Origin of the sequence: Streptococcus sp. HMSC065E03 (assembly GCF_001815045.1) — a bacterium.
Classification (GTDB): Bacteria; Bacillota; Bacilli; order Lactobacillales; family Streptococcaceae; genus Streptococcus; species Streptococcus parasanguinis_AD.
The window spans coordinates 98,133-122,962 of sequence record NZ_KV818837.1 but is presented as its reverse complement, the minus strand read 5'-3'; the positions used below and the strand labels follow the sequence as shown (position 1 = coordinate 122,962).

At 42.0% G+C, this 24,830-nt stretch carries 19 protein-coding genes and 2 pseudogenes; 7 read left to right on the top strand and 14 right to left on the bottom strand.

Features of this window, described 5'->3' with window-relative positions; genetic code table 11:
- Positions 1–85: 85 nt before the first annotated feature.
- Complete coding sequence (locus HMPREF3002_RS00705; RefSeq protein WP_023919554.1) at positions 86–781, bottom strand: gamma-glutamyl-gamma-aminobutyrate hydrolase family protein; 696 nt, start codon at positions 779–781, stop codon at positions 86–88.
- A 177-nt stretch (positions 782–958) separates the two neighbouring features.
- A complete protein-coding gene (locus HMPREF3002_RS00700; RefSeq protein ID WP_003009944.1) occupies positions 959–1,507 on the bottom strand; it encodes a TetR/AcrR family transcriptional regulator in 549 nt (182 codons plus the stop codon).
- Between the two features lie 229 nt (positions 1,508–1,736).
- Here HMPREF3002_RS00700 and HMPREF3002_RS00695 point away from each other — a divergent pair, with 229 nt between their 5' ends.
- The 3 genes and pseudogenes from HMPREF3002_RS00695 to HMPREF3002_RS00685 form a co-directional block, all read left to right on the top strand.
- A complete protein-coding gene (locus HMPREF3002_RS00695; RefSeq protein WP_070664792.1) occupies positions 1,737–2,438 on the top strand; it encodes an ABC transporter ATP-binding protein in 702 nt (233 codons plus the stop codon).
- 12 nt (positions 2,439–2,450) lie between these two features.
- Complete coding sequence (locus HMPREF3002_RS00690) at positions 2,451–5,114, top strand: ABC transporter permease (RefSeq protein ID WP_021154352.1); 2,664 nt, start codon at positions 2,451–2,453, stop codon at positions 5,112–5,114.
- Between the two features lie 231 nt (positions 5,115–5,345).
- Positions 5,346–5,576, top strand: a pseudogene (locus HMPREF3002_RS00685) (IS3 family transposase); the annotation flags it as partial.
- Between the two features lie 76 nt (positions 5,577–5,652).
- Here HMPREF3002_RS00685 and HMPREF3002_RS00680 read toward each other — a convergent pair.
- From HMPREF3002_RS00680 to HMPREF3002_RS00660, 5 genes are read right to left on the bottom strand one after another with little or no spacing between them, the layout of a single operon-like run.
- Entirely contained in the window at positions 5,653–6,276 is a 624-nt protein-coding gene (locus tag HMPREF3002_RS00680; protein WP_003009934.1) for an endonuclease III domain-containing protein, read from the bottom strand.
- Complete coding sequence (locus HMPREF3002_RS00675; RefSeq protein ID WP_049489366.1) at positions 6,273–7,793, bottom strand: ABC transporter permease/substrate-binding protein; 1,521 nt, start codon at positions 7,791–7,793, stop codon at positions 6,273–6,275. The genes HMPREF3002_RS00680 and HMPREF3002_RS00675 overlap by 4 nt, the downstream gene beginning before the upstream one ends.
- Positions 7,786–8,514, bottom strand: a complete 729-nt coding sequence (locus tag HMPREF3002_RS00670) for an ATP-binding cassette domain-containing protein (protein WP_023919561.1) — start codon at positions 8,512–8,514, stop codon at positions 7,786–7,788. Before HMPREF3002_RS00670 ends, HMPREF3002_RS00675 begins: the two co-directional genes overlap by 8 nt.
- On the bottom strand, positions 8,507–9,361 hold the full coding sequence (locus tag HMPREF3002_RS00665; RefSeq protein WP_023919563.1) for an SDR family oxidoreductase: 855 nt from the start codon (positions 9,359–9,361) through the stop codon (positions 8,507–8,509). The genes HMPREF3002_RS00670 and HMPREF3002_RS00665 overlap by 8 nt, the downstream gene beginning before the upstream one ends.
- Before the next feature lie 18 nt (positions 9,362–9,379).
- Positions 9,380–9,829 (bottom strand): MarR family winged helix-turn-helix transcriptional regulator, encoded by a 450-nt coding sequence (locus HMPREF3002_RS00660; protein ID WP_003018359.1) that lies wholly within the window; start codon positions 9,827–9,829, stop codon positions 9,380–9,382.
- A gap of 256 nt (positions 9,830–10,085) precedes the next feature.
- Here HMPREF3002_RS00660 and cbiM point away from each other — a divergent pair, with 256 nt between their 5' ends.
- Genes cbiM through HMPREF3002_RS00645 form a run of 3 tightly spaced genes read left to right on the top strand, consistent with a single transcriptional unit; the run spans position 10,086 to position 12,588 of the window.
- Positions 10,086–11,069 (top strand): cobalt transporter CbiM, encoded by a 984-nt coding sequence (cbiM, locus tag HMPREF3002_RS00655; RefSeq protein ID WP_070505343.1) that lies wholly within the window; start codon positions 10,086–10,088, stop codon positions 11,067–11,069.
- Positions 11,062–11,850, top strand: a complete 789-nt coding sequence (locus HMPREF3002_RS00650) for an energy-coupling factor transporter transmembrane component T (protein WP_049522963.1) — start codon at positions 11,062–11,064, stop codon at positions 11,848–11,850. The genes cbiM and HMPREF3002_RS00650 overlap by 8 nt, the downstream gene beginning before the upstream one ends.
- A 12-nt stretch (positions 11,851–11,862) precedes the next feature.
- On the top strand, positions 11,863–12,588 hold the full coding sequence (locus tag HMPREF3002_RS00645) for an energy-coupling factor ABC transporter ATP-binding protein (protein ID WP_070594757.1): 726 nt from the start codon (positions 11,863–11,865) through the stop codon (positions 12,586–12,588).
- A gap of 54 nt (positions 12,589–12,642) precedes the next feature.
- Here HMPREF3002_RS00645 and HMPREF3002_RS00640 read toward each other — a convergent pair.
- The 5 genes and pseudogenes from HMPREF3002_RS00640 to HMPREF3002_RS00620 form a co-directional block, all read right to left on the bottom strand.
- A pseudogene (locus tag HMPREF3002_RS00640) lies at positions 12,643–13,055 on the bottom strand (YjdF family protein).
- Between the two features lie 143 nt (positions 13,056–13,198).
- The gene (locus HMPREF3002_RS11140; protein WP_049491037.1) at positions 13,199–14,428 is read right to left on the bottom strand and encodes an acyl-CoA thioesterase/bile acid-CoA:amino acid N-acyltransferase family protein; all 1,230 of its coding nucleotides are present in this window, start codon (positions 14,426–14,428) and stop codon (positions 13,199–13,201) included.
- A gap of 58 nt (positions 14,429–14,486) precedes the next feature.
- The gene (locus HMPREF3002_RS00630) at positions 14,487–14,942 is read right to left on the bottom strand and encodes a MarR family winged helix-turn-helix transcriptional regulator (protein ID WP_070594755.1); all 456 of its coding nucleotides are present in this window, start codon (positions 14,940–14,942) and stop codon (positions 14,487–14,489) included.
- A gap of 97 nt (positions 14,943–15,039) precedes the next feature.
- Positions 15,040–17,541, bottom strand: a complete 2,502-nt coding sequence (gene leuS, locus HMPREF3002_RS00625) for a leucine--tRNA ligase (RefSeq protein ID WP_070664790.1) — start codon at positions 17,539–17,541, stop codon at positions 15,040–15,042.
- Between the two features lie 123 nt (positions 17,542–17,664).
- Entirely contained in the window at positions 17,665–19,641 is a 1,977-nt protein-coding gene (locus HMPREF3002_RS00620) for a peptide ABC transporter substrate-binding protein (RefSeq protein WP_070664788.1), read from the bottom strand.
- Positions 19,642–19,806: 165 nt separating this feature from the next.
- Between HMPREF3002_RS00620 and HMPREF3002_RS00615 the strand changes: the two genes are divergently transcribed.
- Positions 19,807–21,129 (top strand): DUF1958 domain-containing protein, encoded by a 1,323-nt coding sequence (locus HMPREF3002_RS00615; protein ID WP_070664785.1) that lies wholly within the window; start codon positions 19,807–19,809, stop codon positions 21,127–21,129.
- Positions 21,130–21,444: 315 nt separating this feature from the next.
- Here HMPREF3002_RS00615 and HMPREF3002_RS00610 read toward each other — a convergent pair whose 3' ends face one another.
- Positions 21,445–22,536: a glycerol dehydrogenase gene (locus HMPREF3002_RS00610; protein ID WP_031574902.1), complete on the bottom strand. Its 1,092-nt coding sequence runs from the start codon at positions 22,534–22,536 to the stop codon at positions 21,445–21,447.
- 397 nt (positions 22,537–22,933) lie between these two features.
- The gene (locus tag HMPREF3002_RS00605) at positions 22,934–24,829 is read right to left on the bottom strand and encodes a M13 family metallopeptidase (RefSeq protein WP_070664783.1); all 1,896 of its coding nucleotides are present in this window, start codon (positions 24,827–24,829) and stop codon (positions 22,934–22,936) included.
- Position 24,830: the final 1 nt, after the last annotated feature.

The window sequence follows — 24,830 nt, the reverse complement described above, 5'->3', positions numbered from 1 at the left end:
AAAACCTAGGCACAATTTACAGTCTTTCTTACGCAGATTAAAGAAAAAGCCCCTTAGGAAAAATTCCTAAGGGAGCTGGTCCTCTTTACAATTGAGTCACGACATATTCAAAGAGCTTGCGATCTGCTGGGCTCTTGTCAAAACGCAGTTCCGGATGCCACTGAACGCCGAGGAAACGACTCTCATCTGTGGATTGAACAGCTTCTATGATGTCATCTTTAGGATCCCGCGCGATCACTTCTAGGCCATCTGCCAAGTCTTTAATACTTTGATGATGGAAAGAATTGATGCGACTGGTCTTACCATAAATCTCTTGCAGGACCGTCTGATCCTTGGTCACCAACTCTTGGCTGGTGTACTGACCTGGATTGTCCTGCCAGTGGTGTTCAATGTCTTGATGCAGAGTTCCCCCTAGAGCGACATTATAGAGCTGGGTCCCACGGCAGACGGTAAAGATAGCTTTTTTAGCCGCACGCGCTTCTTCAATCAAGGCCAACTCAAAGAGATCGCGTTTTAAGAGGTAGTCATCACTGTCGATGGTGATTTCTTCTCCGTAAAACTTGGGCAAGACATTTTGTCCACCGGTGATGATGAGCTTATCAATCATCGATATGTAGTCTTTGGCCAAGGCCGCATCTCCAATCGGCAAGATCAAGGGAATCCCTCCTGCCTCTTTGACCGCTTCGACAAAACCAGTCGCCGCATAGCTCATGTTCGCGTCTGGATCATCTGGGAAGGGTCTTTCATTTCCTGTAATTCCAATCACTGGTCTTATTTTCATGCTTATTTCCATATTCTTTCATTCATCTTCAAGGCTTATTGTAACACAATTTCAAGCCAGACTCAATGGAGATTTTTTTGAAGAGACAGTCAACAATTAGAATGAAAGGACTCAGCCATCTAACTTCTGTCAATAAGAGGCAATTCTGTTTCAAAGCCCCTGAGGATTCTTAAGTAGTTACTTTTCTTTAAACCACTCCATCCCTGGGGAATCCAGTATAATCTTGGTCAATTGTTGGGGGTTTTCCTGAGTCCCATTGATAATCCAGTCGACAATAAGTCCTGTCAAACCAGAAACATACATGGTAATAGCATAGCGCTCTGGCATTTGATAAGCTGCCACAATGACTGGTCGAGAACGTGGCGTAGACTCAATCATCCCCAAGATAAAATAACGAATGTTGTCTGCAAAACGAAAGCTTGGATTTTTTGCAATTTCAGCAAAAAAAGCACTGTTCTCTTGGAAATAAGACAAGATGGCTTCTAAGGCTTCTTTGGGATAAAAGGTTTCTTTCCTCAAAATCATACGAACCGTCGTTATGGTTTCTTCTTTTAATTGCTCTAAAAAATCCTGTTTATCTAGGTAGTGCAGATAAAATGTCGAGCGGTTGACACCCGCTTTTTTAGTTAACTGACTAATCGTTATATCCTCTAAACTTTTTGTAGCCAAAAGCTGAATGAAGGCTTCTTTAATATCTGACTTAGTTGTCGTTTGTCTCTGTTGCATACGAACCCCTTATTTCTACATATTGTTGATTAAAGTATATCTCGAATTTTGAAAATGTCAACTATCATCTGATATTTTCAGTTATGATTATCATATTTTCTTCGTTATTTCAACACATTGTTGTTTTCTGTTGTAGCAATCGTATTTAAAAAATCATAAAATAACCTTCGTAATTATTCAACAGGTTGTTGTTTTAGCAGCTGATAATTTTTAAAGGAGACAAATACACATGGCGTATATTGAAATGAAACATAGTTACAAACGGTATAAAACAGGTGATGTGGAAATCATCGCAAACAATGATATCACTTTCGAAATTGAAAAAGGGGAGTTAGTGATTATACTCGGTTCTTCTGGGGCAGGAAAATCAACTGTTCTCAATATTCTTGTTGGTATGGATACCAATGATGAAGGAAAGGTCGTCATCGATGGGAAAGACATCTCCAATTATAATGCGAAACAATTAACAGCCTATCGTAGAGACGATGTCGGATTCGTCTTTCAATTCTATAACTTGGTCTCAAACTTAACGGCCAAAGAAAATGTAGAGTTGGCTTCTGAAATTGTCACGGATGCTAAAGATGCGGAACAAACTTTGATTGATGTTGGTCTAGGAAAACGCATCAACAACTTCCCTGCACAATTGTCTGGTGGTGAGCAACAACGGGTAGCTATCGCTCGCGCCGTCGCAAAAAATCCGAAAATTCTCCTCTGTGACGAACCTACAGGAGCCCTGGATTACAATACTGGAAAACAGGTCTTGAAGATTCTCCAAGACAAGGCTCGCAATGAAGGAGCTACCGTTATCATCGTCACTCACAACGGGGCGCTTGCACCTATTGCTGATCGTGTGATTCGTATGCATGATGCGCGTGTTCAAAGTATTGAACTCAATGCCCATCCACAAGATATTGATAGCCTCGAGTACTAGAAAGGATGTCTCATGAATCGTAAAACTTATTGGAAGGACGTGAGAAAGTCTTTCTCTAGTTCTAAAGGACGGGTGGTTTCTATTGCTTCACTCATGGCCTTAGGTTCTTTCGCTCTTGTGGGTCTAAAGGTGACGACACCTGATATGCAACACACGGGAACAAGCTATTTTACTAAACACCAAACAGCTGACCTCACAGTTACTGGTAGCTATGGACTGAACCAGTCAGATCAAGACCTCCTAAATCAAGTCTCATCAGAGGCAAACATTGAGTATGGTTACTTTAAAGATGTAGTACTGAAAGGTTCCACTGATTCCTTTCGACTATTTTCAAAACCAAAAGATATCTCAACTTATGAGGTTGTAAAAGGAAAACTTCCAAGTAAGCAAGGTGAAATTGCTCTTTCTTCAGTCTATCAAGATAACTATAAGATCGGTGACAAAATTGAGTTTTCTGAAAAAGAGGGTGACAATGGTAAGGATGTCTTAAAAGAACACAGTTTTACCATCACTGGCTTTGTTCAGTCTTCTGAAATCTTATCAAGTGTTGACCTAGGTTCATCGACAGCTGGTAGTGGGGAACTCAAAGGGTATGCGGTTGTTCCTGAATCTAGTTTTGATTCCGACGTCTACATGATTGCACGCTTAGCTTACAAAGACGTCCGTGGAGCTAACCCCTATACCCAGGATTACACTGACAAGGTTTCCAAACACGAGGATGAGCTTGAAAAATTAGTAAAAAATCAGCCTGCTAACCGTTTGAAAGAATTAAAAGCTGATCCACAGGCTAAGATTGACCAACAAACAAGACAACTTCAGAAAGCAGAAACGGAGCTTAACAAGAAACTTGAACAAGCGAAAGCCAGCGGTCAGGATAAGAATCCTCTTGTCCAGGGACAATTGACTCAGGCACAAGATGAAATCGCTGACAAGAAGGAGCAAATAAAGGAAGCTCAAGAAAAAATCGATAGCATTGCTGAACCAAGCTACGATGTCTACACACGTCGTGAAGCTCCTTGGTCAGAAGGGTACGTTTCATATGAGACCAACGCTTCTGTTTTTCAGAACCTCAGTAATATCTTCCCTGTTATCCTCTACTTTATTGCTGCCTTGGTTACCTTTGTAACAATGGGACGCTTCGTCGAAGAAGAACGGATTAAGGCAGGGACATTCAAAGCTCTCGGTTACCAAAACAAGGACATCATCCGTAAATTTATTATTTATGGATTCGTGACGAGCATGATTGGTACTGCTATTGGGGTTGCTGCTGGACATATTCTCCTTCCAACTATCATATACAATAGTTATAAAGAGCGAATCCTCCTCGCACCAATTGAGTTACACTTTTATCCATTTAAGACTCTTCTAGCTATTGTGCTTGGTCTTTTGTCCACAGTTCTTCCCGCTTTCATGGTAGCCAAGCGCGAATTAGGAGAAAAGCCAGCCCAACTTCTTCTTCCAAAACCTCCAACATCTGGTTCTAAGATTCTTTTGGAGCGCATCACCCCACTTTGGAACCGGATGAACTTTACACAAAAAGTCACTGCCCGTAATATTTTCCGATACAAGCAACGGATGTTCATGACTATTTTTGGTGTCTGCGGTTCCATCGCACTTCTCTTTGCTGGACTCGGTATTCGTTCTTCTATTGGAGACCTTAACACACGCCAATTCCCTAACATCATTCGCTATGATATGATTGTCGCAAACAAGGATCATCTGGATGGGCAGGAAAAGGAAAACATCCAAAAATTAATTAACGATAGCAAGGTCAAGGAACATCTTTCTATTCATTACGAAATGCTTTCAAAAGTGGCAGGAAATAATAACGATCGTCAAGATATCACAACCCTTGTGGTCAAAGACAAGGATCAAGAAACTCTACAACATTACATCAAGCTCAATAATCGTGAAACTGGTCAAAAACTCGATTTGACCGACAAAGGGATTATTATTTCTGAGAAATTGGCAGACTTAGCTGGCGTTTCTGTAGGGGATGAGTTAACCGTTCAAAATAGCCAAGACAAGGATATCAAACTCAAAGTTGCTGGTATTTCTGAAATGTATATGGGTCACTTCATCTTTATGAATGAAACTACTTACAGAAATGCTTTTGGTAAAGAGGCGAGCCAAAATGCTACTATTCTGACACTGAAGAATCACTCAGACAAAAACGTTGAGCAAACAGCCAGTCAATTTATGGAGCTTGATGGTGTCAAAGGGGTTGTTCAAAATACTACTCTAAAGGCACAAATCAAGACCATCGTCAACTCCCTTAGCCGTGTTATGGCAGTATTGATTGGGATTTCTGTTCTTCTTGCTTTAGTTGTTCTCTTTAATTTGACAAATATCAATGTTGCAGAACGTATCCGTGAGTTATCAACCATTAAGGTTCTAGGCTTCTTTAATAGAGAAGTGACACTCTACATCTATCGAGAAACCATTTATCTCTCTATCATTGGTATCTTGGTTGGATTCGGACTTGGTTGGGGATTGCATCAATACATGGTAGAGGTTATCCCTCCTGAAAATATTATGTTCAATCCAGGTCTGAGCTGGCTCATCTATGCCATTCCAACACTTGTTGTCATTATCATTCTGACAGGTCTCGGTATCTTTGTGAACCAACACCTTAAGAAAGTCAATATGCTCGAAGCCCTAAAATCTGTTGAGTAACATACGATCTAAGCTAATAAGTAGAGCTAAAGTACAAGGATAACTTCCTTATTCTAGACAAACGTCATTTTGGGCGTTTGTCTTTTTTATTTTTTAAATGATTTACTTTATCATCTGGTATTTCCATCCAAAAATCTGATTTTAAGTAAAATAAAAAGGGATATTCGCTATTCATTTCACCAATCTTTTGATATTTAACAAGGAGGCACATACTTTTGGATGACTCTTATACTCCAGTCATCTATGTCATGTAAATACAATAGTCCAGATAACGGCATGATGGAATCCTTCTTTGGCATTCTGAAGTCTGAGATGTTTTATGGTCATGAGAAAACGTTTCAGTCACTTGAGCAATTGGAACAAGCTAGTGTAGACTGTATTAATTATTACAACAACAAACGCATTAAGATAAAACTAAAAGGACTTAGTCCTGTGCAATACAGAACTAAATCCTTTGCTTAAATAAATTGTCTAACTTTAGGTTAGTACAAAATCAGTTTCTTTTGTGGAGTCAAAGGACTACTGTCCTAGGCTCTTTTTATCGTAACCAACTTTCGTCTAACTGGCCTTTACTTTTGCCAAAAGCTTTCCCATGTTCATCAATGACAGCATGAATCTCTTGGCATTGTTTGAGAGTGAGGCCTTCCAAGACGTTACCGTAAACAGCATGCATGTCATTATAGGTATCAAAGTTTCCAAATCCTAAGCGTCGAAAAAGTCTTCTCGCATATTCATCCGAAATAAAAACGGGACGATCAAAAAGATAAAGTAAAAGTGCATCTGCAGTCTCTGGTCCAATCCCTTTTAACTCCAACAGTAGCTTCCGTAAATCTTCTGTTCCAATTCTGGCAAGAAACTCAAAACCACCAACTTCTCTTAACCAGGTCAGAAGTCCCCTAATCGTTTGTGACTTTTGCTTGAAAAATCCGGCAGGTCGAATACGTTCCTGTAACTCTTCTAGCGGTAAAGCCAGGATACCCTCTACTGTCATGACATCCATTAGACCAGCTAAAGCCAACTTAGCATTCTTCTCTGTTGTTCGCTGGATCAGAATGGTCGATACCAAATCTTCAATCTTGTTATCCGATTGCCACCAATTTTGTTCTCCATAGTGCTTGCAGAGTCGCAAAAGAGTTTCTTGTATTTCTTCTTGCTTAATCATTTCTTCAATAGTCCTTGTTTTACCAAAAACTCACGTGCGACTTTAGCAACAGGTTTTCCTTCTACTCCCACTTGGTAGTTCATCTGACTCATTTGGCTCTCTGTGATTTTGCCAGCCAACTTGTTCAGAATGCCTTCCAATTCTGGATGTTTCTTAAGAAGAGCTTCTTTCATGAGGGGTGCTCCTTGGTAAGGTGGGAAGAGGTGTTGGTCATCCTCTAGAACAACTAAATTATATTGAGCAATTTCTGGGTCTGTTGAATAGGCATCTGTTATTTGAATATTGCCTTGTTGGATTGCCTCATAGCGAAGTGCCGGCTCCATGGTAGCCACATTAAGATTTAGTCCATAAACTGATTGAAGTCCTTTGTTTCCGTCCTCACGGTCGTTAAATTCCAACGTGAAACCAGCTTTGAGCTTGTCCTGAACTTTCTTGAGATCAGAAATCGTCTTCAGATTATACTCTTTCGCAATACTTTTCGGAACAGCAATCGCATAGGTGTTTTGATAAGCCATGGGTTTGAGCAAGGCTAGATGATCTTGTTTCCTTATACCATCACGCGCAACCTCGAAAACTTCTTTGGAGTCGTTGCTGACTTTAGGAGCTGGTTGCAAAAGAGAACTTGTAATGGTCCCTGTAAATTCTGGATAGATATCGATATCACCCTTTTTAAGCGCTTGATAAAGGAAATCTGTCTTCCCAAAGTTAGGCTTAACCGTCACTGTCATGTCACTATTTCCCTCAATGAGAAGTTTGTACATATTCATGAGAATTTCAGGTTCAGGCCCCAATTTCCCAGCTATGACTAGATTTTCTTTTTCTTTCTGAGGAATCATGCTTGGAGCATAACTCGCCCCCAAACCAAGGAGCATCACCGCAAAGGCTGCAACAATCGTACGCAACTTTGCCTTTTCCAACCATTTGAGAATGATATTGAAAAGAATGGCCAAAATGGCTGATGAGATTGCGCCGATTAAAATGAGACTGGCATTCCGACGGTCAATCCCCAAAAGGATAAAGGAACCCAATCCTCCAGCTCCAACAAGAGCGGCTAAAGTCGCTGTCCCAATGATCATAACGGTTGCTGTACGAACCCCCGATACAATGACAGGCATGGCCAGTGGAATTTCAAACTTCTTGAGTCGCTCCCACTTGGTCATTCCAAAAGCAATCCCTGCCTCCTCAAGACTAGGATCAATGCCGTTCAAGGCTGTGATTGTATTTTCCAAAATCGGGAAAATAGCATAAATGACTAGAGCTGTAAGGGCCGGTAAGGTTCCAATCCCCATGAAAGGAATAAAGAGACCCAACAAAGCCATTGAGGGAATGGTCTGGAAGATACCCGCAACTTGTAACACCCAGTTCGCTGCTTTTTTATGGCTATTTAGATAAACTGCCAGCGGAATCGTCAGAAAAATAGCGACCAATAAGGTCAAGAGAGACAATTGTAAGTGTTGTCCAAGGGCTGTAAGCCAGTCCCCAAAACGTTCTTGAAAAGTTGTAAGTAGTTTAGACATGGTGAGCACCTCCAAACAAATCTGCGACAAAGTCTGTCGCAGGCGCTTGTAAAATTGTTTCAGGGTCTGCCACCTGACGAATTTCTCCTTCCTGTAGCACCGCAATGCGATCCCCTAATTTTAAGGCCTCATCCGTATCATGGGTTACGAAGATGGTCGTCATGCCGAATTCTTTATGTAAATCTTTTGTAAGAGCCTGCAACTGCTTGCGAGAGATGGCATCCAAGGCTGAAAAAGGTTCGTCCATCAATAGAATTTTTGGTTCTCCAATGATAGCGCGCACAATGCCAATCCGCTGTTGCTCCCCACCAGATAATTCACTAGGCATGCGATTTGCATACTCTGCAGCAGGGAGACCCACCTTATCCAAGAGTTCTTCTGTCTTAGAAGTGATTTGTTCTTTAGTCCAGCCCTTCATCTCAGGAATCAATGCTATATTTTCAGCAACGGTCAAGTTAGGAAATAAGGCAATGGCTTGAAGGACATAGCCGGTACTGAGACGTAACTCCCGTTCATCATAGTCCTTGATACGTTTCCCATCCATATAGATATTGCCATCTGTCGGCTCCAAAAGACGGTTAATCATCTTGATCATGGTGGTCTTACCAGATCCTGAAGGACCCACTAGCACCATGAATTCTCCATTTTCAATGCGGAGATTGACATCTTTCAAAATGTCCTTTTCCGTGTAGCGCAAGGCTACATGTTTGTATTCAATCATATTTTTCCTCAATAAGTTTTCTGTCTCTAAGAATATCCAATAAGCTACTTGCTGGATGCCCTAGGACTTTTTCGACATCTGCTGAAACTCCAGCTTGTTCTCCAGCTTTAATCGCTGTATAGGTACTGACCCAGGCATCATACTCCCAAGTTTGTGCTGGCCATTTTTTCCGTGACTCATAGGCTTCTTCTACTGATTCATCCACATACGCGATGGTCTTACCGGTCTCTTTTGAGAGAAGCGCTACGATCTCTTCCATGGAAAGTTCCTCTGGTCCTGTTAGATTCAAGGTTTGATTTTCCCATTTCTTAGCATGTAAAAGAATCTCTGCTGCAACACTAGATGTGTCCTTACGGGCAACTGCTGAAACCTTCCCACTTCCTGCTGGACCACGAATCTCTCCATTTTCAAGAGCAATATCTATCAAGAAGTCCAAGTAAAAATTATCTCTCAAAAATGTATAGGTGAATCCTAACTCCTTGATATAGGCTTCCGTCTGGGCATGATCTCGAGACAAGGTAAAGGTTGCTTTTTCATCTGCTCCGTAAAAGGAGGTATAGACGATATGCTGCACCCCCGCTAGCTTTGCGGCATTTAAAAAACTCGTGTGTTCCTCAACACGCTCTGGATTTTCCCGAGCAGAGACCATCAATAAGACATCGATACCCTTTAAGGCCTCAACCACCTCTGGAGTATTGGCATACACCATCTTACGAATTTCCGCTGACGCGTAGACTGTTGCCCGCTCTGGACTTCTTGCCAGATGGATAGAAGCAATTCCTTTTTTATCGACAAGATCAGACACATAGGAACCTAATTTCCCTGTTACACCTGTAATTCCAATCATAACTGTTGCCTCCTTTCCCTAGATGTCATTTTCTTTAGCTTTTAGATTTGTGATAATCCGCTCTTGATAGGCTTCAAATTCTTGAATTTCTTGATCCGAAAATCCTTGGTAGAAAATCTCACCCAACTCTTTACTAACGCGGTCACCGATTTCTTTTTGCGCCCAACCGAGGTCTGTCAAAGAAATATATTTTTTCCTTTTATCCTGTGTGCAAGGTTGAATCGTAACCAAGCCTTGTTCTTCCAATTTCTTAACCATACTGGTCAATGTATTATTGGCTAGACCCGTCGCAAGAGCGATATCTGTCGCAGTAGCGCACCCCAACTCTTGCTTCCACAAAATCGTTAAAATTTTCCCCTGTTCACTTCGGTATTGAGCATCTGGTTCCTTGCTCAAGAGTTTTTGAAAAAGTCGCCCGTTCAATAAGCGTATCTGTAAAGCTTGGTATCCCCCTTGCATCTTGTCCATTTTGTCTCCTTTTTATTTCTATATCGAAATATCACAGTCATTGTATCACTGTTCGTTACATCTGTCAACTATTTCGATATGGAACCAATAATTTTATCTAAATTCACCTTAAAAAGCCTTTCTAGCCCTTCAAACTAGTTTTTTCTCCCTCTTTCTAGCAAGTGTAACAAATGTTGGACTCGTTTTGCAACGACACCTGATTTTATAATGTGGTAATCTGTTAACGAAATTAAATCATACTAATGGAGAATTTGTTATGCATATACCAGATAATTACCTTAGTCCTGCAAGTTGTGCAGTTTTAGCGGTTGCTGCTGCGCCTGTTATTGTCTTGTCCATCAAAAAAGTCAAGGTCCAATTAAAAGAAAATAAAGAGCTAGCGCCGATGCTTGGGATTGCTGCTTCTTTGTCCTTCTTATTGATGATGTTTAATGTTCCTGTTCCTGGTGGAACGACCGCTCACGCTGTCGGAGGGACCCTTCTTGCCATTCTCATAGGTCCCTATGCGGCCTCTCTAGCGCTGACAGTTGCCTTACTCCTACAGGCCTTCTTATTTGGTGACGGAGGGATTCTCGCTCTTGGGGCCAATATTTTCAACATGGCCATTGTGATGCCTTTTGTTGGCTATGCTATTTATAACTTGTTCCGCAAGCACCATCAGGAAACGCTTGGCGTTATTATCGGTTCTTTTCTTTCGATCAATGCTGCTGCCTTCTTAGCTGGTGTTGAATTGGGCTTGCAACCCCTCATCGCGTCAGAAGCTGGTCAGCCACTCTATAATCCTTATGGATTGAGTATCACGGTGCCTGCTATGTTGGGTGCTCACCTCCTTGTCGCAGGTTGGGTCGAAGCCTTCTTCACCGTTGTGATTTACCGTTTTGTAAAACAAGTTGCTCCTGCAGAGTTGTACACACCAAGTACAGTCAATACAACTTCATTTGTTAAAAAAATTCGCTGGGTACTCCTTGCTTTGATCGTCCTCAGCCCACTTGGACTCCTCGCAGATGGGACAGCTTTTGGTGAATGGTCTACTGAAGAATTGGGTAGCCTGCTTCATGGCAAAGTCCCAACAGGGATCAAAAATGGATTCTCTTTTGAAGCCTTGTTCAGTGATTACACCATTCCTGGAACAAAAATTGCGATTGGCTATATCCTATCAGCCATTACAGCTGTTCTCATTTTCTATATCATCAGTAAAATCATTCGATCAATGAACGGAGAAAAGACTTCTCATGCGTAAACTCCCTGACTGGCTTCATCAAGAGCAAGCGACTCTAGAAGCTTCAAAAAGCCATCACTATTTACAAATGAATCTTCAAACATTGCGCCACTTTCTTGGCAAAATGAAACAAACGACGCCCGCATTCAAGGCCAAAACTTCGTCTTGGATGCGGCTCGTTTCCTTTTTAATTTTAGCCATTCTCATTACGACTGCCCACCATCCCATCCAACTGTGGTTGATCGGCATCCTTTTGTTAATGCACATTGCCATGCTTCCTGGAGAGGTCCTACTCCACCTCTTTAAGGTCCTGTTCAAGGTGCTGTTGATTTCCACAATTGTGATATTGCCTAGCATCTTATTTCAAGGATTTCAAAATGGAGGACTCTTTTTGCTACGTGCAGGGATGATTGTCCTCAATATTTCTCTCTTTTTAGCCACTACCACAAGCATCCAACTGGTTGAGGCCCTAAGGCAGCTACATGTCCCCAAGACCTTTGTCCAGACCATTGATATTACGCTGAAATATAGTTATATTTTGGGAAAACACCTTCACCAACAAATTGAGTGCGTCCAACTCCGGACCGTTGGTCAAAAAGTGAACCTCCATCTCTTTGGCTCTCTTCTGGGTCTCCTGTATCTATCAACGAAGAACCATACCAAAGAGGTCTACGAGGCCATGTTGCTGAGAGGCTACGGTATGGATACAAAGCGCAAAGAAGCCTTCCACTGGAAGAAGGAAGACGTCTTTTTCCTATTGGAATTGGCGGTTCTCACGACCTTCACGACCTTACTTGGCTAGAAAGGAAGCCCTATGATTACCATTCAGGATGGAAATTACCACTACACAGATGAGATTGGAATCCACGATATTCAACTACAGATCAAGCAAGGGGAAACCGTGGGCTTGATGGGCCCAAACGGAGCTGGAAAATCGACCCTCTTTAAAATTCTGGTTGGGCTCTTGCCCCTGTCTTCTGGTCAGTACCACTTCAAGGATTGGACCATTGACAAAGACTTCTTGAAAGATCCCCATCGTGCTGGGCAACTCTTCCAGCAGGTTGGACTCATTTTTCAAAACAGCGATACCCAATTGTTCAATACAAGCGTCTATGATGAACTGGCTTTTGGCCCACGTCAACTCGGCTTATCGGCAGTTGAAATCGAACAACGCGTCAATGATACACTCACTCTTTTAGAGATTGAGCACCTGAGAGATCGTATTCCCTACCATCTTTCCGGAGGGGAAAAGAAGCTAGTCGCTATCGCTAGTGTCCTCACCATGAATCCTAGTCTCTTGCTATTTGACGAGCCCTTTAACGGTCTCTCACCAAAATACCAGAAGCTGATTGTCGCCTTGCTCCAAGAACTCAAAACAGCAGGAAAAACGATTGTGATTTCCTCCCACCATTTCGAGCAAATCGCTCCGATTGTGGAACGGGTTCTGCTCTTTTCTGAAGAGCACACCATTACAGGAAGCTACAATCGAGCTGATTGGGAAAATCATCCAGATATTCAACAATCGTTTTCAACATGTTAAAAAGCCTCGGTAGGGTTCTTCCTACCGAGGCTTTTTTGATGAAAGAGATAAGGGTTAATATCCTTTATGCTTCTCTCTTCGTTTTTGCTGTTTGCGTTCGAATTTCTCTTGTTTTAGCAATTGTTTTTGGACACTAGATTGATGTTTTGAAATCTTTTTCCTTTCCTCATACTGCAACTGCAATAGTTCTTTCGACTTGGAAGAAACTTTCTGATTTACTTGTTTCTTCACCATTCGCTGTAATCGTTTAGGATTCTTGATTTTTACATGTTGCTTAACTATAGCTTCTGGACTAAAAGATAATTGAGTAAACTGAGTCTGTAAGATCTCTAGAATTTCATCATCTTTTGGCTCCTGACCAAATGTCACACGACAAACTTGATAAGTTTCTCGATACACTTGTTCGAACAAACCATGCCAAAATCCATCTTCAAAATAAACTGCAATCCAATTGAAATTGTTTCCACGACAGCACCTCCTTAAATCTATCCCTAAGAATGGACAACCAAGGAGGAAGGTTACTGATAGGCTTGCCTACGTCTGGACTACCAACCAGAACTGTGTTTTTATCTTAGTTGGAACTATTATAGCATATTTATAATCTATTTTATTACTTCTTCAAATGCCTATCAAAAAAATGAATCGTAGCCAACCAAGAATCCTTACTCTCTTTCATCAATAAACGCCAATCTTTTCGATAACGATGATTTGGTTGATAAGCCACTGTCAACATGTGACCTGTTTCATGATATTTTTTAAAGGTAATGTAGTGGCCTTTATAATGTGAGACAATATCATCAATCGCTGACGAGGCATCCCATATTTCATCAACAGTACTTCCGAGCAATAAGATTGGTGAATGCATTTGACCAATATCTATCCTAGCAGAGCAATCTTTGGGGAAGGTTTTTCTAAAAAATTTACTGAATAGATAATCTCCAAGTCGAAACTTTTGATAGGGAAGTTCCTTTTGCAAATGCGTCCAAGAAGAAGTATGAGAGTTCCATTTCCCTTTTATCCCTTCATATACCACATCAGAGGGTGAATTTAGTACCAAACATTGAACGTCATTAAAAAGGCTCTCCTCAGCTAAAACGAATTCTGCTCCCTTAGACCGTCCATAGATTCCAATTTTTTCACTATCTACTTGGGGATGCTGACGTAGATAATCCTTTGCTTCCACAAGGCACTCTAAAGGAATACGTTCCAAATGTTTTGGTAACCCCTCTAAACCAAAGTAGGCAACTGCTAGGCAAATATAACCTCTAGAAGATAAAAGCTGAGCTATATTCTGTGCCTTTTCAATCCGTCCTTCACTACCGCTCACAATAATCAATGCTGGTGTTTTTATTGCCTTTTTATCATAGAAGAGTCTCCCTTGAAAATATTTCCCGTAAATATCTTGATGACTAATTTGCGAACTCATGTAATGTCTTGTGAAAGTTCTCTCTGCAATGATAGTATTTTCTTGCATAATTTTGATATCCACAAAAAAATGATCTAATAAGGGAATTTCAGAAAGAGAGTTTGGAAGTTTCTTTCTCTCATTGGTCAAGGGCTTAGCATTAAAAAATAGTCCCATTGTTGAAATGCCTTCATAAGAGCCAGAACAAGATGGAGTTTGTGAAATATCAATAATACCATACTTATCTGATACAAAAGTCCCTATTGATCTCCATAAAACATCATGAGCTAAAAGCATGGGAGCATTGATACAATAATAATCAGTTAGGTACATCTCGACTCGATATGTTTCTCTTGGTTTTAAGCCATTGATGACAATATTAAAAGATTCGTCTGCTAACTCAGACTCTGAGATAAGTTCAATTTGTATATTCATATCTTCCTCTTTTTTTGTTAATGTGATTAACAATGTAGTTTTAAAATTACCGTGATTTTTACCACGGTAATTCTCGCCATACCTGTTCAACATCATCCATCAGTTTCATAACCATTTGAAGGTCCTCATCACTATAGTTTCTTAAAACTGAAAAAATGGCTTTTTCAATATGTTCTTGCTGCTCTTTATGGATGTTAAAAACTTCAACCCCTTTTTTGGATAATATCAGATATTTATTTTTTTCATTATCCTGTGCAAATTCAAAAGCAACGAGGTCTTTCTTGGTTAAACGTCTAACACTCTGAGTAATAGCGCTCCTTGATACTTCAAGTAACTCAGATAATTTCACTAGATTCACAGGCTGATTCCGACCTATTAGATCAATCAAATGGACTTCATTAATAGTGATTGATTTATCAATACTATTCCTGTGCTGATCCTTTTTCAACCGTTCAAAGGCTAAAACAAAGCTGTTAAAACGATTATTAAACTTATGCAGTTCTTTCTTATTCATAGTTTCCTTCTTTTTGTTAATGATATTAACAAAATATCGTTTTCTTGTCAAGAAGAGTCAAAAATCCTCCAGAGCTGAACTCTGAAGGATTTATTTTTTATTTCACAACGATATTAACGAGTTTATTAGGGACACTAATCACTTTCACGATTTCTTTGCCATCAATCTCTGCCTTGACTTTTTCGTCAGAGAGAGCAACTTCTTGCAATTCTTCGCGTGATAGGTCTTTTGCGACCATGAGTTTAGCACGGACTTTTCCTTTGATTTGAACGACGATTTCGATTTCGTCTTCAATCAATTTGCTTTCGTCCCATGTTGGCCAAGCCACGTAAGAGATTGACTCACCTGTTGCTACGACTGTTTGCCAGAGTTCTTCTGCTAAGTGAGGCGCAAATGGGGCGATCAATTGGATAAAGCCTTTGGCGTAATCCACATAGAGTTTGTCTTCCTTGTTAGCTGCATTGACAAAGACCATGAGTTGGGCAATGGCTGTGTTGAATTTCATAGACTCGATTTGCTCTGTGACAGCCTTAACGGTTTCGTTGTAAACCTTGTCTAGAGCGCCATTATTTTCCGCAACGATTTCTTTGGTTGTGATTAAACGGTACACACGGTCAAGGAATTTACGGCTTCCTTCCAGACCTTCTTCAGACCAAGCGATGGAAGCATCGAGTGGTCCCATGAACATTTCATAGACACGAAGGGTATCAGCACCATATTGTTCCACCACATCGTCTGGGTTAACCACGTTCTTGAGGGATTTAGACATCTTAGCTGGTGCTTGCTCCAACTCTTCCCCTGTTTCCACATGGAAGAAAGAACCGTCACGTTTTTCAACCTTGTCAGTCGCCACAAGTGCGCCACGGTGGTCACGGTAGCTTGTTCCCAAGATCATTCCTTGGTTAAAGAGTTTTTGGAATGGTTCTTTAGTTGGAACAACACCAAGATCATAGAGGAATTTATGCCAGAAACGAGCGTAAAGCAAGTGAAGCACAGCGTGTTCTGCACCACCCACATAGATATCGACTGGCAACCATTGTTTGAGAAGGTTCTCATCAGCCAATTTCTCTGTGTTGTGTGGATCGATATAGCGGAGGTAGTACCAGCTTGAACCAGCCCATTGTGGCATGGTATTGGTCTCACGACGACCTTTGACACCATCTTCGCGGGTCACTTCCAGCCAGTCTGTCAAGTTGGCCAATGGACTTTCACCAGTACCTGAAGGGCGGATGTCCTTGGTTACTGGCAAGACAAGTGGCAATTCACTTTCTGGCACAGCAGTTGAAGTTCCATCTTCCCAATGAATGATTGGGATTGGTTCACCCCAGTAACGTTGACGGCTAAAGAGCCAGTCGCGGAGACGGTAGGTAACCTTTTCTTGACCATAGCTTTTTTCTTCTAGCCAAGACACGATTTTAGCAATCGCTTCTTCTTTGTTGAGACCGTTCAAGAAGTCAGAGTTGACGTGAAGGCCATCTTCTGTGTAGGCAGCCTCTTCAACGTTCCCACCTTCAAGTACTTCTACGATTGGAAGACCAAACTGTTTAGCAAATTCCCAGTCACGTTGGTCATGAGCAGGTACGGCCATAACGGCACCTGTTCCGTAGCTAGCAAGAACGTAGTCCGCAATCCAGATTGGGATTTCTTTACCATTGACAGGGTTGATGGCATAAGCACCAGTCCAAACCCCTGTTTTTTCCTTAGCAAGGTCAGTACGAGCTAAGTCTGATTTAAGGCTAGCTTGGTGTTTGTAGTCCGCTACAACTTCAGCTTGTTCAGGTGTCGTGATGGCATCTACTAGTTCATGTTCAGGCGCCAAAACAGTGAAGGTCGCACCGAAAAGAGTATCTGGACGTGTCGTAAAGACGGTGAATTCCTTGTCTGTTCCTTTTACTTTGAAGGTGACATTGGCACCAGTTGATTTCCCAATCCAGTTGCGTTGCATGTCTTTGATAGACTCTGGCCAGTCAAGATCGTCCAAGTCAGCCAGCAAGCGCTCTGCATAGGCAGTAATTTTGAGCATCCATTGGCGCATTGGTTTGCGGACAACTGGATAGCCCCCACGCTCAGATGTTCCATCTGGAAGAACTTCTTCGTTGGCAATAGCTGTACCCAATTCTTCAACCCAGTTGACTGGCACTTCCGCTTCATAAGCTAAGCCTTTTTCGTAAAGCTTAGTGAAAATCCATTGAGTCCACTTGTAGTAGTTCGGATCTGTCGTATTGACTTCACGGTCCCAGTCGTAAGAGAAGCCAAGCGCATTGATTTGACGTTTGAAGTTGGCAATGTTTTCTGCTGTGAATTCCGCTGGGTCATTCCCTGTATCCATAGCATATTGCTCTGCAGGCAAACCAAAAGCATCCCAGCCCATTGGGTGAAGGACGTTGTAGCCTTGGGCGCGTTTGAAACGGCTAAGGATATCTGTTGCTGTGTAGCCTTCTGGGTGTCCTACGTGAAGACCCGCTCCAGATGGATAAGGGAACATGTCCAATGCATAAAACTTAGGTTTTGAAGCATCTGTTCCTGTCTTAAAGGTGTGATGGTCAGCCCAGTATTTTTGCCACTTAGGCTCGATTTCTTTATGATTGTAAAAACTCATAGCGTCTCTCCAATTTTCGTGATGCTCCTATTATACCATTTTTAGGCGATTTTTAAAGGTTCAGACAAAGAAAAAGACAGGTCCCATACGGGACCTGTCCTTCCTGTTTTCTTCAAGAAAAGTCTATTTCACATGCTTTTCAAGTTCTTCTTGCGCTTTTTTATTGGATTTTTCTTTTTCTTTCTTCCATTGATCACGCGCTTTGTCGTAGTCTTTAGCCGATACAACCTTGTCTTGAACTTCTAAATACTTATAGTTGAAGGATTGACCCTTGTGGCCTGTCCAAGCAAAGGCTGCAGAGTATGGTACAGTCTTACGAACGACTGGAGAAGCTCCATCTGAATGGATCGGAATCAAGAGGGCACTATCGGTCAACCAAGCTTGAGCGGCAGCATATTTTTCGTAACGCTTGTTCACATCTGTAGTTTCTTTTTGAGCATCCTCAATTAATTGATCGTATTCATCAAAACCAGCTGCTTTTGCGGCCGCATTGTTGGTACCAGCATCGAATCCAAAGTAGGCATTGGCATTTTCGCCAGATTTACCACTAGTGATATCGATGTAAGAAGATGGGTCCGTATAGTCTGGTCCCCAACCCAAGTTATTGTTCAAATCCCAGTCTTGTTGCGAAGCATTTTCAGCAAAGTAAGTCACCCGTTGCAGATCATCCTCAGAAATCATATTCAAATCAATGACAATATTTTCTGCTCCCAATGTAGACTCAACTGATTGTTTAAAGGATTGGGCCTGTTTAATTCCTTCCGTATAAGTAGAAGAAGTTGGAAGGTCCAAATGAATTGGGAATTCAACTCCTTGAGCCTGCAAGTCTGCCTTGGCTTTGGCAAACTCTTCTTTGGCCTTGGTTGGATTGTAGAGGGTGTCTTTTCCATCTGCGACAGAGACCCCTTTCCATTCATCCCCATAAGCTTCCAAGTCTTTTTCTACTGCATCACCAAATTGTTGGCCATTGATTTGGACAAAGTTTGGTGGCGTAAAGGTATTACGGATCACCTTATTGGCACCCGCTTCCCCGTTAGTTTGCGCTACATAAGCCTTGCGGTTGAAGGCAAACATAATGGCTTGACGGAAGTCTTTATTTAAGATTGCTTTCTTAGTTGAAGTCTTTTGAGCATCAGTAGTCTTCTTTGTGATTTCATAAGCCTGACGGTCAATGTTGAAGGAAAGATTGTAGGTAGAGGAACCTTGGTCAGTATAGACAATGTCGTCCTTATGCTTCTTCTCTACACTCTTATAGTTAGAACCATTTGGGAAAACACGGGCAACTGTATAGTCGCCGTTATCAAACCCACGAATCAAGGATTCTGAGTCTTGTCCATCATAATAGGTCAGCTTGACTTTACTGATCTTAACATTATCCGCATCCCAGTAGGTTGGGTTCTTTTCCAATATAGCAGAAGATTTAGAAGTGATAGATTTGATCAAATAAGGACCGCAGTAGAGGATACTAGATGGAGAAGTTCCTTGACCATAGTCATCTCCTTTAGATTTCAGGAATTCTTCATTGACCGGCATCAAGATCCCCATCGTAGTCTTGGAATTCCAGAAACTTTCTGGTTGGCTCAAGGTATATTGAACGGTGTAATCGTCAATAGCTTTCACACCAACAGTTGAGAAATCAGATGTCTTCCCTGAAACATAATCATCCAAACCTTTGACAGATTTTTGGACCAAGTAAATCGCTTGTGATTTCTTGTCTGCCGCGTGTTTGAGGCCTGTGACAAAGTCTTGGGCTTTGACTTCTCCATATTCTTCCCCTTCAGAAGTCATCCATTTGACCCCTTTACGGAGTTTATAAGTATAGGTCAAGCCATCCTTGGAAACAGTCCAGTCTTTAGCAAGCGATGGGATCAAATTCCCATACTTGTCCACTTCCAACAAGCCATCTATCGCATTTCCTGTAAACTCGGAAGTCGATTTTTTATTAGAAATCGAATAGTCGAGTGTATCCGGATCCTGGGTATAGACATAGCTAAATGTCTGACCACCAGAGCTACTAGATTTTCCTCCTGAGCAGGCTGCCAGTACACCAGCTGATAAAAGCAGAGCGCTGGTAGCTAAGAGTACCTTCCCTTTGTTCATATAAATCACCTCATTGTAAAAAATGTTATACTCAATTTAAATTATAGCACTTTCTAGGGAAATGTAAACGCTTTTACTGCGAAATTATTCTATTTTTTCTTTATTTTTTCAATTTCTACTTTTTCTAGAATTTTTTCAAGTTGAATCTCTGGCCTGTATGATATAATGGAATCTATGAATTATGTGAGACATTTACACAAACGACTAAAACACAGCCTCTTGTCCCTCCTTGTAGGAGTCTTGACATTAGGCCCTATTTCCACTGCCTTTGCGGACGACATCTACCAGCAAGAAGATGTCATGAAAATCGCAGCTGATGCTGGACTGGTATTGGATGATTTTTACAAGCCTAAGGCTGACATCGTCATCGACGCCAATACTGGAGCTATATTGTACGGAGACAATATCGACACGGTCCGGGACTCAGGAAGCATGGCCAAACTCATGAGTGCCTATGTAGTCTTTCGGGCCCTCAAAGAAGGCAAGATCAAATATGATACCGTGGTTACAGCAACAGAGGCAGACCAAGCCATCTCGGAAAACAATCTGTTAAGTAACTCACCTATTGTAGCTGGTGTTGACTACAAAGTATCTGAATTGATCAAGATGCTCTTTGTTCCATCTTCCAGTGCGGCCGTGATTATGCTGGCCAACGCCGTTACTGACAATGATCCCGATAAGTTTTTGGACTTAATGAATCAGTACGCACAAGAAATGGGGATGAGCCATACCAAATGGCACAATCCAAATGGGGCGATGATTTCGGTCCTTCAGGGCTACTACAATCCTCAGCGCTACGACGTCAATGCCAATAACGAAATCACAGCGCGGGACATGTCTATTCTGGCTTATCACATCGTAAACGACCTGCCAGAAATGTTGGAATACACCAAGCAAGCTCATACTACGATCATGGAAGGAACCCCTTACGAGCAAAGCTACGATAATTACAACACTTCCCTCGAAGGTGGAAAATTCGCCCTTAAAGGAACAGATGGACTCAAAACTGGATCCAGCCCGACTGCTGACTACAACTACACCGCGACAACCAAGCGGGGTAAACAGCGGATTATCGAAGTGATTTTGGGGGTTGGGAACTACGATGTCGAGATCGCCGAAAGCTACCGCAATCAGATCGGGAATACCTTGGCTGAGAAAATGTTCGCAGACTACCAGTATAAAAAAATCCTTTCTGCAGGCGATCATACCATCGACGGGAAGACAATTCACTTGAAGCAAGACTTCTATGCGACCGTTAAGAAGGGGACGAAGCCAGCCCTTAAACTAGAAGACAACCGCCTAGTCGTTCAGAACGGCTTGCAACAGGTATCTCCAAGCATTAAACCGGGAGTGGCTGTAAGTGAGTCTAAAGCAACGACCTCTAGCAGTAAAAGCAAGGGACTCGATGTCATGTGGCTCTTCTGCTTCCTGCCTGCCGGAATTTTATACCTGATCTTTAAACAAACCGATCCAAAAAGAAGAAAATAGAAAAAGAACTCCCATTACCATAAGGTATGGGAGTTCTTGGTTTGTCGACAAAGCCATCTTAGAAACTTTCCTTAGGTGAGTACGGACGTCAGCGAACTTCGAAGAAGTTCCATGACTTAGTTTTGAGCCTAAGGTCTCAAAACTCCCGAGTGCCTGAAACAATTGTTTTCAGGCACTTTTCTCACGGCGGAAAGTTCCTAAGTATTTTTTAATGAGCCTTAAAAAGTATCTAATTTTAATTTTTTAGGCATCCATTAGTTTGTTTGATGTAAAAAATCAGTTTGTCTACATTATCTGTGAATGACAGATATTGATTTAGTCTAAACCTTGAACATAGGCATCTACTGCTACGATGGCTTGGGCAATATCAGAAGCCTTCACTTCAAATGGCATTTGATGGATGGTTTCTCCTTCGATGGTGGCTTGTTGACCAACTTTGAGAAGATCTTCATAACTTGCAGTTTCAAGATGCATTTCTTTCAGAGTCGTTGGCATACCGATTTGTTGATAGAAACGAATGTATTTGTTCAATTCTTCCTTCGGACGGTTTTCCAAGAACAATTGAACCAAGGTTCCATAGGCTACTTTTTCACCATGAGTCAAATGGTGGATGTCCCCAGTAAGGGCAGTAAAGCCATTATGGATGGCATGGGCAGCTGCTAATCCCCCACTTTCAAACCCAATACCACTAAGAAGGGTATTGGCTTCAATGATGTTTTCAAGAGCAGGGGTTACGACTTTTGCTTCACAAGCAGCCATGGCTTGGAGTCCATCAGCAAATAAGGTTTCTTCACAACGTTGTGCAATGGCGACACCCGCTAAGGTTTGTCGTTGACCCAACATGGTTTTTCCATTCGCTTGCATCACTGCACGCGCTTCTACCCAAGTTGCTAGGCCATCTGCGATACCAGAAGCGAGCAAGCGTTTTGGTGCTTGAGAGATCACTTTGCTATCCACCAAGACCAATTCTGGGTTCTTAGAATAGAAGATATAGCGCTCAAAGGCACCCTCATCCGTATAGATAACCGACAAGGCGGAAACGGGAGCATCTGTAGAGGCTATGGTCGGAGCAATCACAACTGGTGATTTTAGAAGATCAGCAATAGCTTTTGCACTATCGATGGTCTTTCCTCCACCAAGTCCAATGACCAAATCACAGCCATTTTCTTCTGCCAGACTAACCACACGATTGATTTCGTTGTCAGAAGCTTCTCCATTGAAGAAGACTGGCAAAACCGTGAGCCCATTTTGACCAAGGTATTCTTCAAAACGCTTCCCTACGATATCATAGACCACTGAATCACATAGCAAAACAGGGTGATTCCCTAATTCTGAAATAGATTGCGCATTTTCAAATAAGGCATTCTCACCTTGAATGTAACGTGACGGACTTGCAAAATTTCTCATAGTCTGCTCCTTTAAAATTTATTTAGTTCACACCCATAGTAGCATTTATTTCTATGAAATTCAAAGAATTATACATGGCTCCAATCAATTAAATTTATCTGTTCACGCAGTCATTGGAAGCGTTTCATTTTTATTTGATGGATCTTATTATCAAAAATCCCCAAAGCTAGTTTCAGTAGCTTTGGGGATTTTTATTTTTTTCACGAGCAATCAAGAAAATCAATCAATCGCCTAACTGAAGTCGAGACTACTTCCTTTGGAAAAAAGATAAATCACTATCGCGAAATTGAACTCGCCCTAAAAGCGTCGAGAAAAAGAGAGATTGACTGGTGGGCCTGGCCCACATGGTCAATCTCCTATTTTCTTCTCGCTTTTTTTACGGGCTTAGTATCTTAGACTACCAAATGATCACGCGGTCTTCTGGTGCGCGCCACATGCCATCTCCTTCTTTGACATCAAAGGTTTCAAAGAATTCGTCAAAGTTTGGCAATTGGACATTGGTGCGGAGTTTTCCTGGTGCGTGGACATCGACACTTGCGAGGAGTTGCATGTACTCTGTCCGAGCTTTCATGCGCCAGATGCGAGCAAAGTTGGTGAAGAATTCTTCTGCTGAGAAGTCTGCTTCTTTCTTCGCTGCTTCAAGGGCTGCAGCGATACCACCGAGGTCTGCCACGTTTTCAGAAACGGTCAATTTCCCATTAATCTTGGCACCGTAAGAGTCTTGCCCTTCGAACTGATCGATGACCTTTTGCGTGCGAGCGGTAAAGGCTTCGTAATCTTCTGGCTTCCACCAGTCTTTCAAGCTACCGTTTTCATCAAAGGAAGCACCATTGGTGTCAAAGGCATGGGAGATTTCATGGGCAATGACCGCACCGATTCCACCGTAGTTGGCTGATGATGATTGGTGAAGGTCATAGAATGGTGCTTGTAAAATCGCTGCTGGGAAGACGATTTGGTTTTGTTGCGGATCATAGTAGGCATTGACCATATTAGCTGGCATGTGCCACTCGCTTCGATCAACCGGTTGGTTCCACTTGCTCCAAGTATGGGCAATGGAAATTTCGTAAAGGGCTTGAGCATTTTCCACCAAGGTCTTGCTCTCGTCGATGATCTTCTTGGCGTATGTTTCTGGTAATTTTTCAGGGTAGCCGATATGCGGTGTGATGACATTGAGCTTGACAATGGCTTTTTCGCGAGTTTCAGGAGCGAGCCAGCCTGCTTTTTCCAGACGATCCTTGTAGACCTCAATCATGGTCGCTACTTTATGCTCTACGTCTGCTTTTGCTTCTGGTGAGAATTTTTCACCTGCATACCAGAGTCCAAGCGCTTGGCTATATGGTACTTCTGCTAATGACAAGGCCGCCTTTTCTTTTGGACGAGCTTCTGGAATACCCGAAATGGTCCGTCCATATTCACCAGCCAAGACACGAATTTCTTCGGTTAAGAATAAAGTCCAATCTACGGCTGCACTGAGTTTCAATCTTGCATGAATAGTTTCCCAGTTGGCTGCTGAATAGAATGTTGGTGCGAATTCCTTCCAGAAACGCTCTTCTGGAACGATGATTTTATCTGGTGTTTGTCCGATCACTTCTGTAAAGAAAGTATCGAGTGGCAATTCTGGAACCAAGGCCTTGAAATCTGCCCACTTATAAGGATGGTAGAGTTTATTGTACTCGGATCTTTCTTCATTTGACAAGATATATTTGGCCAATTCTGCATCCGACGCAATGACCTTATCCAGGATATCTTTGATTTCTGCCTCTGAGAATTCAAATTTAGGTAAAAGTTTTTCCATCATTTGGCGCCAGATAGCCAGTAATTCTGGGCCTTTTTCGTTGCCTTCTTCATAGTAGGTCGTATCTGGCAAGATATGAGCCGGCGCTTCTCCCCACAAGACATTCATTTGGGCATTCATATAGTCTGGTGACACGCTAAATGGCATGATATTTGGTTTGCCAGCTAGTTCATAGGCTCCCAGCTTGCTGGTATAGTCTTCAAAAGAAGACAAGGCCTTGATTTCATTGATCAAGGGCATGGCTGGTGCTACACCAGCTGCTTCCCGTGCATCAAAATCTGCCACCATTTTATGGTATTTGACAAAGTTTTGCAGAATGCTGTCTTCAGGCAGCTCTTCTCCCCGTTGCCATTTCCCAGTGATATCCAACATCAAGTTTTCGATGTCTCGATCTAAGTCCATAAAACCACCAGTTGACGGTTTGTCATCAGGAATAACAGCTGTCTCAGCCCATTCCCCATTGACGTAATCATAAAAATCATCTTGTAAACGTACCATG

Coding starts and splice junctions, on each gene's coding strand:
- HMPREF3002_RS00705 (WP_023919554.1), bottom strand. CDS start 781: ATGAAAATAAGACCAGTGATTGGAATTACAGGAAATGAAAGACCCTTC.
- HMPREF3002_RS00700 (WP_003009944.1), bottom strand. CDS start 1,507: ATGCAACAGAGACAAACGACAACTAAGTCAGATATTAAAGAAGCCTTC.
- HMPREF3002_RS00695 (WP_070664792.1), top strand. CDS start 1,737: ATGGCGTATATTGAAATGAAACATAGTTACAAACGGTATAAAACAGGT.
- HMPREF3002_RS00690 (WP_021154352.1), top strand. CDS start 2,451: ATGAATCGTAAAACTTATTGGAAGGACGTGAGAAAGTCTTTCTCTAGT.
- HMPREF3002_RS00680 (WP_003009934.1), bottom strand. CDS start 6,276: ATGATTAAGCAAGAAGAAATACAAGAAACTCTTTTGCGACTCTGCAAG.
- HMPREF3002_RS00675 (WP_049489366.1), bottom strand. CDS start 7,793: ATGTCTAAACTACTTACAACTTTTCAAGAACGTTTTGGGGACTGGCTT.
- HMPREF3002_RS00670 (WP_023919561.1), bottom strand. CDS start 8,514: ATGATTGAATACAAACATGTAGCCTTGCGCTACACGGAAAAGGACATT.
- HMPREF3002_RS00665 (WP_023919563.1), bottom strand. CDS start 9,361: ATGATTGGAATTACAGGTGTAACAGGGAAATTAGGTTCCTATGTGTCT.
- HMPREF3002_RS00660 (WP_003018359.1), bottom strand. CDS start 9,829: ATGGACAAGATGCAAGGGGGATACCAAGCTTTACAGATACGCTTATTG.
- cbiM (WP_070505343.1), top strand. CDS start 10,086: ATGCATATACCAGATAATTACCTTAGTCCTGCAAGTTGTGCAGTTTTA.
- HMPREF3002_RS00650 (WP_049522963.1), top strand. CDS start 11,062: ATGCGTAAACTCCCTGACTGGCTTCATCAAGAGCAAGCGACTCTAGAA.
- HMPREF3002_RS00645 (WP_070594757.1), top strand. CDS start 11,863: ATGATTACCATTCAGGATGGAAATTACCACTACACAGATGAGATTGGA.
- HMPREF3002_RS11140 (WP_049491037.1), bottom strand. CDS start 14,428: ATGAATATACAAATTGAACTTATCTCAGAGTCTGAGTTAGCAGACGAA.
- HMPREF3002_RS00630 (WP_070594755.1), bottom strand. CDS start 14,942: ATGAATAAGAAAGAACTGCATAAGTTTAATAATCGTTTTAACAGCTTT.
- leuS (WP_070664790.1), bottom strand. CDS start 17,541: ATGAGTTTTTACAATCATAAAGAAATCGAGCCTAAGTGGCAAAAATAC.
- HMPREF3002_RS00620 (WP_070664788.1), bottom strand. CDS start 19,641: ATGAACAAAGGGAAGGTACTCTTAGCTACCAGCGCTCTGCTTTTATCA.
- HMPREF3002_RS00615 (WP_070664785.1), top strand. CDS start 19,807: ATGGAATCTATGAATTATGTGAGACATTTACACAAACGACTAAAACAC.
- HMPREF3002_RS00610 (WP_031574902.1), bottom strand. CDS start 22,536: ATGAGAAATTTTGCAAGTCCGTCACGTTACATTCAAGGTGAGAATGCC.
- HMPREF3002_RS00605 (WP_070664783.1), bottom strand. CDS start 24,829: ATGGTACGTTTACAAGATGATTTTTATGATTACGTCAATGGGGAATGG.